The organism is Paraburkholderia sp. J12, from assembly GCF_905220215.1.
Classification (GTDB): Bacteria; Pseudomonadota; Gammaproteobacteria; order Burkholderiales; family Burkholderiaceae; genus Paraburkholderia.
The window spans coordinates 1-6,865 of the sequence record NZ_CAJMZC010000034.1 but is presented as its reverse complement, the minus strand read 5'-3'; the positions used below and the strand labels follow the sequence as shown (position 1 = coordinate 6,865).

Annotated in this window: 1 protein-coding gene; it reads left to right on the top strand. The window is 64.1% G+C overall.

What is annotated here, in order from left to right:
• On the top strand, nucleotides 1-6,865 hold a 6,865-nt coding region (locus U5760_RS31430), incomplete at both ends, for a non-ribosomal peptide synthetase (RefSeq protein ID WP_322016202.1).

Here is a 6,865-nt window from a genome sequence, read left to right as displayed (position 1 = left end):
GTTGACGGCGCAGCAGTTCATCCCGGATCCGTTCGGCGGTGACGGCGCGCGGCTGTACCGCTCGGGGGACCTGTGCCGTCGGCGGGAGGACGGGACGATCGATTTCCTGGGTCGGATCGACCAGCAGGTGAAGCTGCGGGGTTTCCGGATCGAGCTGGGGGAGATCGAGGCGGTGCTGCGGCAGGTGGCGGGGGTGGAGCAGGCGGCGGTGGAGCTGCGCGGGGAGGGGGAGTCGCGGCGGCTGGTGGGTTACGTGTCGGGGGCGGTGGAGGTGGAGGGGCTGCGGGCGGGGCTGGAGGGGAGGCTGCCGGGGTACATGGTGCCGGGAGCGCTGGTGGTGCTGGATCGGCTGCCGGTGATGCCGAACGGGAAGGTGGACCGTCGTGCGCTGCCGGAGCCGCAGGCGGGGAGTGGTCTGGGTCGGGTGGAGGCGCGCACGGAGCGGGAGGGGGTGTTGCTGGGGGGGTGGCGGTCGGTGCTCGGGCGTGACGATGTGGGGGTGACGGATAACTTCTTTGAGGTCGGCGGCGATTCGATCCTGAGCCTGCAAATCATCGCTCGGGCGAAAGACGCGGGTTTGAAGCTGACACCGAGGCAGGTATTCGAACATCCGACCGTTGCCACGCTGGCCCTGGTCGCGGAGGTGCAGCACGACGAATCGGCTCCGGTTCTGGAGATCAACGAAGCGCTGCCGCTTACGCCGATCCAGCAGACCTTCTTCGAGCGTTTCCCGCTCGGGGAATCCCACTGGAACCAGTCAGTTGTTCTAAAGGTTGACGGGCATCTCGACGTGTCGTTGCTCGAGCGTGCGGTGCTCGCGCTGTCCGGCATGCACGACGCGCTACGGCTGCGCTTTACGCGCGACGACAGTGGACACTGGCAACAGCGTGTCGCGAGGACCGAGGATAACGCAATCGTCGAATGCGTAGACCTGCGCCTTGAGCCGCAATGGACGCGTGCCCTTGAAGCGCAGGGAACCAGGCTGCAAACGAGCCTGGATCTTGAACAAGGACCGATTTTTCGCGTTGGCTATTTCGCGTTGGAGCGCGAGTCGCGCCTGCTGCTCGCGATACATCATCTGGCCGTCGATGGCGTGTCGTGGCGCATCCTGCTCGACGATCTGCAGACGCTCTATCAGGCGCTCGTCGCCGGAGAGACGTACAAACGTGTGCCATCCATGCCATGGAGCGCGTGGGTCGCACAGCAACAGGCGTGGGCCGCGACGGAAGCGTTTCAATCCGGGCTCGGCTGGTGGCGCGAGCAGCTAAAAGACGCGAGGACGGAGCTGCCCGTGCGGGACGCTATCGCAATTCCCGCATCGTGGGCGCCGCAGGTCGTGCGCACGGAACTGGATCGCGACACGACCGACATGTTGTTGCGCGGCGCGCCCCGTGCCTGGCGCGCGAGCGTGGAAGACGTGCTGCTGGCCGCACTCACACAGACGCTTGCGGCATGGAGCGGCGGGACCGGCGTACTAGTGAACCTCGAAGCGCATGGTCGCGAGTTGCCCGATCTCGATGTCGATGTGAGCCAGACTGTCGGCTGGTTCACCACTCAATTCCCCGTGTGGTTGCCTGCACAACAGGATAGCGCGCGCGCCATCCGCGAGGTGAAAGAGCAACTGAGGCACGTCCGTCCGCGTGGGATCGGGTATGGCTGGTTGCGGGATAGCTTGCGCGATTTGCCGGTGCCGCGCATCGGCTTCAACTATCTCGGCCAGTTCGATCAGAGCCTGAAAACGGGCGGACGATTTTCGTTTGCCGCCGAATCGGCGGGCTCGCCGGTTTCGGCTGCCGAGCCCGCCGACATGACGCTCGATCTGAACGGCATCGTCGTCGAAGGCTGCCTCTGTCTGAACTGGCGATATCGCGACGGCGAGTTGACGCACGACACCGTCGTCCGGCTCGCAGCCGGGTTCGAGGCGAAACTGCAGGCGTTGATACGGCATTGCGTGTCGGCGCAGCCGGGCGCGACCGCGTCGGACTTTCCGCTCGCGCAACTACAGCAGGACGAATACGAGCGGCTCGATCCCGATCTCGCCACGGTGGTCGATGTCTACGCGGCGTCGCCTGTGCAACAGGGCGTTGTGTTCCATACGCTGCAGGACGTCGACGGCTCGGGCGTCTATGTGAACCAGAAGCGCTGGACGATACATGGCGAGCTCGATCATCGGCGCATGAAAGCGGCGTGGAATGCCGTGATCGCGCGCCACGACACGCTTCGCACCGGGTTCGAGTGGAAGCATGGAAGCCGGGTGGTTCAGCTCGTGCACCGTGATGCCGCGGTGCCTTATGACGTTCATGACTGGTCGCAGCTGGGCGAGCGTTACGAGGAGGAACTCGCGCGGTGGATGCAGGAGGATATCCAGCGCGGGTTCGATCTTGCACGACCCCCGCTCATGCGGGTCAACGTGTTTGGCTGTCCTGACGATGGATATGACCTGGTTTGGACCGATCACCATGTGCTGCTCGATGGATGGAGCATGTCGCAGTTGCTCGGCGAAGTGCTGAGACACTACGCGGGCGAGAGCTTGCTGGCGCAAGGCGGTCGTTATCGTGACTACATTGCCTGGCTGCAGCAGCGCGATACGAAAGTCGACGAGGCCTACTGGCGCGAGCAGCTTGCGAAGCTCGACGGATCGACGTCGCTCGCGAATGCGCTGCCACGAGACGGCCGCCAATCGCCGGAGTCCGGCTACGGCGAGCATCGCGTGACGCTCGATGAAGCGCTGACGCAGCGTCTCGAACAGCTCGCACGCGAAGAGCGCGTGACCGTGAACACGGTGATCCAGGCCGCGTGGGCTCTGATGCTGCAACGGTACACCGGCCAGCGCGCGGTGGTGTTCGGCGCGACGGTTTCGGGTCGTCCGACCGATCTTGCGGGCTCGCAGCAACTGCTGGGGCTTTTCATCAACACGCTGCCTGTCGTGCTGGCGCCGCGCGCGGAGCAGACGGTCGGTGACTGGCTGCGCGAAGTCCAGGCGCAGGGCCTGTCGATACGCGAGCACGAGCACACGCCGCTGAACGAGATCCAGCGCTGGGCGGGTGCGGGCGGTCGCGGGTTGTTCGACACGCTGGTGGTGTACGAGAACTATCCGGTCGATGCGGCGTTCAAGGAAGCGGCGCCAGGCGGGCTCGAATTTGAAATGCGCTCGGCGCGCGAGCAGACCAACTATCCGCTGAGCCTCATCGTGACGCAGTCGGGGCGGATTCGCATCGAGTATCGCTACGAACGCGCGATGTTCGCGGATCGCTCGATACAGGAGATTGCAGCGCGCTTGACCGCGTTGCTGGATGTGCTTTGTGAGGGCGATCGTCGCGTGATCGGCGAGATGTCTTTGCTTGCGGGTTCGGAGCGTGCTGATCTTGTGGCGCTTGGCTCGTGCATCGAGTCTTATGCAGACGTGATGCCGGTGCATGAGCGGATCGCGCGCGAGGCGCAGGCGCATCCTGAACGGGTTGCGGTTGTGTACGGCGAAACGCAACTGAGCTACGGCGAGCTCGATGCGCAGGCGAACCGTCTCGCGCAACGTCTCGCGAAGCTCGGCGTGGGACCGGAAGTGCGGGTGGGTATTGCCGTCGAGCGGTCGGTGGAGATGGTGATCGGGCTGCTGGCGATCCTGAAGGCAGGCGGCGCCTATGTACCGCTGGATCCCGAGTATCCGCGCGACCGGCTGGCGTACATGCTGGAAGACAGCGGCGTGGCGCTGCTGCTGACGCAGTCGTGGGTGCGTGAGCGGCTACCGGTGGCTAAGGGCGTGACGGTGCTGGAACTGGACACGCTGGACGTGTCCACGGAGCCCGCGGTGGCACCGCAGGTGAGCGTGCACGGCGAGAACCTGGCGTACGTGATCTACACCTCAGGTTCAACAGGACGCCCGAAGGGGGCCGCGAACCGTCACAGCGCACTGTCGAATCGCCTCGCCTGGATGCAGTCGGCCTACGCGCTGGAAGAAACCGACGTGGTGCTGCAGAAGACGCCGTTCAGCTTCGACGTTTCGGTGTGGGAGTTCTTCTGGCCGCTGATGACGGGCGCCCGGCTGGCCGTGGCCGAACCGGGTGCACATCGCGACCCGCAGCGACTGGTGGAGCTGATTCGCGATCACGGCGTGACGACCCTGCATTTCGTGCCCTCGATGCTGCAGGCATTTGTCGCCCATGAAGGGGTAAACACCTGCACACAGCTGAAGCGGATTATCTGCAGCGGCGAGGCATTGCCCGCGGATCTGGCAAACCGCACGCTTGAGCAGCTACCCGGAGTGGGCCTGTACAACCTGTACGGCCCGACCGAAGCGGCAATCGATGTGACGCACTGGACGTGCCGTCCAGCCGATGAGGTCGTACCGATCGGCCGTCCGATCGGCAATGTGAGCACGCACGTGCTGGATGCACAGATGACTCTGGTGCCGCAGGGCGTGGCGGGCGAACTCTACCTGGGCGGCGTGGGTCTCGCGCGTGGCTATCTGAACCGCGCCGCGCTAACTGCAGAGCGTTTCGTGCCGGATCCGTTCGATGCGAACGGTGGGAGGCTATACCGCACGGGCGACCTCGCGCGGTGGACGACTGAAGGCGCACTGGAATATCTGGGCCGTATCGACCATCAGGTGAAGGTGCGGGGGTTGCGTATCGAGCTGGGCGAGATCGAAGCGCAACTGGTCGCGCAGGCAGAAGTAAGAGAAGCAGTGGTCACGGCGCAGGAAGGACCAGGCGGCACGCGTCTGATCGCGTACGTGACTGCACACGCGGACCACACCGTAGAGCAGCAGGCGCTGCGCGAAGCACTGCTAAAGCAGTTACCAGACTACATGGTGCCCTCGGCGATCATGGTGCTGGAGGCATTGCCGCTGAATCCGAATGGCAAGGTAGACCGCAAGGCACTCCCCACACCGGAGTACCAGACGCGTGGCTACGAATCCCCACAGGGCGAAACGGAAACAGCACTCGCACAGATCTGGTCCGAAGTACTGGGCATCGACATCGAACAAGTAAGCCGCACCGACAACTTCTTCGAACTCGGCGGCGATTCGATCCTGAGCTTGCAGATCGTCGCACGCGCGCGCCAGACGGGCTGGCAGGTGAGCGCGCGGCAATTGTTTGAACGTCAGACGGTGGCCTTGCTCGCTGCCGTTGCGCAGCGGGCGCAAATGCCGGAAACGGTCGACGACGAAACCGGTGAAGTTCCGCTGCTGCCGATTCAGCAGATGTTCTTCGAACAGACGATCCCGAACCGTCATCACTGGAATCAGGCAGTGCTGCTGGAAAGCCGCGAGGAGCTCGATACGGAGGCACTTGAAATCGCCTTGCGTGCAGTGATCTCGCATCACGGCGCGCTACGGTTTCTATTCCATAAGGATGACGAAGGAAACTGGCAACAGACTTATACCGATGCACAGCCATCCGATTTTCTCAGCACCTGCGACGTTACCGGCACCGACGACATCGAAGCGCGCTGCAACGAAGCACACCGCAGCCTGAATATCGAGACGGGGCCGGTGCTGCGCGCCGTGTCGATGAAGGTGGCGGACGGCACGTCGCGGCTGCTGCTGGTAATCCATCACCTCGTAGTAGATGGTGTGTCGTGGCGCGTGTTGCTGGAAGATCTGCAGACTGCGTATGCGCAAGCGCGTTCGGGCGAGAAACCGTTATTGCCGGCGCGTAGCGCATCGTATCGACGCTGGTCGCAGGCGGTTGGCACGCACGCGCAGACGCTGGGCGGCGAGCTCGACTACTGGCGCGACGTACTGCGCACGCCTGCCGATATCCCTCTGGATCACGCGGACGGCGCGCAGACCATCAAAGCGTCGTCCGGTGTTTCGATCAGCCTGACGCGCGAACAGACGCGCGCGCTGTTGCACGACGCACCATCGGCCTATCGCACGCAGATCAACGACCTCCTGTTGACGGCGCTCGGCCGAGCGCTGTGTGCATGGGGCGGACGCGAAAGCATCCGCATCGATGTCGAGGGACACGGCCGCGAGGATATCGATCAAGGTCTGGACGTGAGCCGCACAGTAGGCTGGTTCACGAGCGTGTACCCGGTGAAGCTGGAGCCGGTTGGCGACCTGGGTGATGCGATCTGCCGTGTGAAGGAGTCGTTGCGTGCGGTGCCGGGGCGGGGTCTGGGCTACGGGCTGCTGCGCTATCTCGGCGACGCGCACGTCAAGCAGGTGCTCGCATCGCAGCAACCTTCGCAGGTGCTGTTCAACTATCTCGGACAGTTCGACCGCAGCTTCGACGGCGATGACGCATGGCGCCCGGCCAAAGAACTATCGGGCCGCCCGCTCGACGAGCAAGCGAGTGCCGCGTACGAATTGACCATCAATGGCAGCGTGTACGAAGGCGCGTTGCAGGTGTCGATTGGATTCAGCGCGCAGCGTTATCGCACGCGGACGATGGACGATCTTGCCAACCGGTATCGTACGGAGCTGGAGCAGTTGATTGCTCACTGTTCGTCCGGCGTACGCAGGCTCACGCCTTCGGATTTCCCGCTCGTCGAACTCGCGCAACCCGAACTCGACGCGCTTGGCCTGCGGCCGGCGGAGCTCGACGATCTCTATCCGCTCTCGCCGATGCAGGCGGGGATGCTGTTCCATACGCTATACGCACCGGGCGGCAGCGCGTACCTGACGCAGTTGCGGCTGGACGTCGACGGACTGGACGTTGGCCGGTTCGCGTCGGCGTGGCGGGCGGCGATTGCACGCCATCCCGTGCTGCGGACTGCGTTCGTGCAGCACGGCGAGGGTTGGTTGCAATGGGTCGCATCGAACACTCAGTTAGCAATGCGCGAACTCGACTGGTATGGTGAATCGCAGATCGCAGCGAAGCTCGACACGTTAGCGGATGACGATCGCACCGCTGGCATCGAC